This is a genomic window from Psychromonas sp. SA13A, from assembly GCF_011378715.1.
GTDB lineage: Bacteria > Pseudomonadota > Gammaproteobacteria > Enterobacterales > Psychromonadaceae > Psychromonas.
Genome location: NZ_WTKU01000046.1, coordinates 1 through 3,295 on the forward strand (window position 1 = coordinate 1; position 3,295 = coordinate 3,295).

The following is a 3,295-nucleotide window of genomic DNA, read 5'->3' on the forward strand; positions in this document are numbered from 1 at the left end:
GGCTCTGTTCCATTACACTGTTGTCACCTATAAGCGGCGAGTAAAATTTGTTGAAAATCATACTTTGCGCTACTTTCTCTAAACCAAGTTAGATAATGCGGTAAATACTTAGTCGCCACCCCTTTCATTTTGCCTACCACCCAACTCTTAAAGTGAGTGATTGCACCATTAACGGTTTGGATGTGGTAAATGTTTTCTATTACTCTATTTTTCCCATTGATTAATCGTTTATGAACACAATTCTTGTGCTCTGCAATATTCACATAAGGCCATGCACCATCACTACAAAGTACGGAGTTACTTAGGATATGTGGTTCGAAATTCGCTTCTATTTCTGAAGCTGTATCCGCTGCTAACACCTTATTAACTATATGTTTACTGCGATCAATTGAAAGTAATATCGCAACTTGATCATCCTTTGTTCTTTTATCTGCATCACCTCCGCGTTTCCTCGCTTTTCGCCCTCTGGTTAGCTTTTTAGAGCCTTTTTCAGAATACGCCATAAAGAATTCATCAACTTCAATTATTCCTGATAATTTATCTTGTGTTTTAGCTGTATTAGCCATTAAAAAGCGATGTCGCCATAAGAAAGCAGTTTTTAGATTAATGTGACAAATAGAAGCTGCTTGACGAAGTGTTAACTTTAGCTCCATACAGCGTGCATACTCTTCCCATAGATGACATTTTCTTAATCTAGCTAACGGTGTTTTTGTCTTAATATTAAAGGTCTTAGCACAATGATTACATCGATATCTTTGTGTTTCTCCTGACTTCCCCCATTTTCTTAAATGTGTTGAAGTGCAATGAGGGCAAGAAGAAGAGGTATCAAAAATAGGTTGAAATAGTTCATTGGTGGGTAATTCGACTTGAGATTCTCGAATTGATTGATGAACTACCTCTCTTTGCGCTGGTGTCATGGATATAAGTGCTGCAGTTATTTGGTTAAGGTTTTGAACGAACGATTTAGTATTCATAGTCTTTACCTTTAATACGTTATGATCACTTATAAGTATAGACAACAATTAACAGGAACAGAGCCTAAAAAATAGAGACTAAAGAACTTCTGTTACAGATTTGGTTTTAGTATGTCTAACATTGCTTCGATATGATCATCTCGGTCATTTAAAGCGGCAATATATCGGTATTTTTCACCACCAGCATGTTCAAATATTTCTCTATTTTCACTCTCAATCTCTTCTAATGTTTCTAGGCAATCGGCACTAAAAGCTGGGCTGATAATTGCGATATCTTTAATGCCTTGCTCAGGAAAGCCTTTCAATGTTTCATCAGTGTAAGGTTTTAACCATTCAGCTTTGCCGAAGCGACTTTGGAAAGTACTAATCACCTTGTCTTTATCTAACCCTAACTTTTCAACAACTAAACGTGTCGTTTGTAAACATAAACAATGGTAAGGATCGCCATTGTCCAAAAATAATTTTGGCATGCCGTGATAAGAAAAGACTAGTTTTTGTGGCATTCCATTTTTCTCTAAATCTTCACTAATGCTATTAGCAAGAGAGTCAATATACGCTGAGTTTTTATGATAACCATTTATAAAGTGCAACTCTGGTACCCAACGCCATTCACGCAATACATTGGCGACGGCATCAAATGTGGACCCCGTTGTTGGGCTCGAATATTGAGGATATAAAGGTAACACGACAATACGAGTAAAACCTTTCTCACGCAGTTTCTCTAAACCGGACTTAATGGAAGGATTACCATAACGCATGCTCATCACTACTTCTGTATTTTCATATCCCTGTTGCTTTAAAAGACCACTTAACTTATCTCTTTGCAAGCGAGTTATATATGTTAGTGGCGAACCATTCTCGGTCCAAATACTTTGATACAGCTTTGCTGAACGTTTAGGTCGTATTCGTAAAATAATACCGTGTAAAATAATCATCCAAATTAAGCGTGGAATTTCTACAATTCGACGATCAGATAAAAATTCGTTTAGATAAGTACGCACCGAACTTGTTGTTGGTGCATCGGGACTTCCCAAATTAGTCAGTAAAATACCTGTTTTTTGATGGAAGCGGCCTTCTTCGTGAGGGTTATCGGTAATGCCTGAAAAACGTGACACAAAAAGCTCCTTTTGAGCATATAAATTTTAACGATGACTCGTTTAAACGAATAGATAATGATATTAGATCACTTTCTATTTAAGTTTATGATGATGGTTAACAATAATAAAATGATATAACGATAAGTATAAAATAAAGCTTTAGATTAAAACATCTATAAAAAACAGGCTCTGTTCCATTACACTGTTGTCACCTATAAGCGGCGAGTAAAATTTGTTGAAAATCATACTTTGCGCTACTTTCTCTAAACCAAGTTAGATAATGCGGTAAATACTTAGTCGCCACCCCTTTCATTTTGCCTACCACCCAACTCTTAAAGTGAGTGATTGCACCATTAACGGTTTGGATGTGGTAAATGTTTTCTATTACTCTATTTTTCCCATTGATTAATCGTTTATGAACACAATTCTTGTGCTCTGCAATATTCACATAAGGCCATGCACCATCACTACAAAGTACGGAGTTACTTAGGATATGTGGTTCGAAATTCGCTTCTATTTCTGAAGCTGTATCCGCTGCTAACACCTTATTAACTATATGTTTACTGCGATCAATTGAAAGTAATATCGCAACTTGATCATCCTTTGTTCTTTTATCTGCATCACCTCCGCGTTTCCTCGCTTTTCGCCCTCTGGTTAGCTTTTTAGAGCCTTTTTCAGAATACGCCATAAAGAATTCATCAACTTCAATTATTCCTGATAATTTATCTTGTGTTTTAGCTGTATTAGCCATTAAAAAGCGATGTCGCCATAAGAAAGCAGTTTTTAGATTAATGTGACAAATAGAAGCTGCTTGACGAAGTGTTAACTTTAGCTCCATACAGCGTGCATACTCTTCCCATAGATGACATTTTCTTAATCTAGCTAACGGTGTTTTTGTCTTAATATTAAAGGTCTTAGCACAATGATTACATCGATATCTTTGTGTTTCTCCTGACTTCCCCCATTTTCTTAAATGTGTTGAAGTGCAATGAGGGCAAGAAGAAGAGGTATCAAAAATAGGTTGAAATAGTTCATTGGTGGGTAATTCGACTTGAGATTCTCGAATTGATTGATGAACTACCTCTCTTTGCGCTGGTGTCATGGATATAAGTGCTGCAGTTATTTGGTTAAGGTTTTGAACGAACGATTTAGTATTCATAGTCTTTACCTTTAATACGTTATGATCACTTATAAGTATAGACAACAATTAACAGGAACAGAGCC

Annotated in this window: 3 protein-coding genes; all 3 read right to left on the bottom strand. The window is 36.4% G+C overall.

All coding sequences use genetic code 11. The features are described 5' to 3' along the window. Nucleotides 1–23 precede the first annotated feature (23 nt). On the bottom strand, nucleotides 24–974 hold the full coding sequence (locus tag GQR44_RS19545) for an IS1595 family transposase (RefSeq protein ID WP_166372148.1): 951 nt from the start codon (nucleotides 972–974) through the stop codon (nucleotides 24–26). A gap of 92 nt (nucleotides 975–1,066) precedes the next feature. Further along, on the bottom strand, nucleotides 1,067–2,089 hold the full coding sequence (hemH, locus tag GQR44_RS19550; protein WP_166373427.1) for a ferrochelatase: 1,023 nt from the start codon (nucleotides 2,087–2,089) through the stop codon (nucleotides 1,067–1,069). 190 nt (nucleotides 2,090–2,279) lie between these two features. Then, nucleotides 2,280–3,230, bottom strand: a complete 951-nt coding sequence (locus tag GQR44_RS19555; protein ID WP_166372148.1) for an IS1595 family transposase — start codon at nucleotides 3,228–3,230, stop codon at nucleotides 2,280–2,282. Between the last annotated feature and the right edge of the window lie 65 nt (nucleotides 3,231–3,295).

What these genes read in the sequence shown, in the direction of transcription:
- GQR44_RS19545 (WP_166372148.1), bottom strand. Translation starts at nt 974, where the DNA reads ATGAATACTAAATCGTTCGTTCAAAACCTTAACCAAATAACTGCAGCA.
- GQR44_RS19555 (WP_166372148.1), bottom strand. Translation starts at nt 3,230, where the DNA reads ATGAATACTAAATCGTTCGTTCAAAACCTTAACCAAATAACTGCAGCA.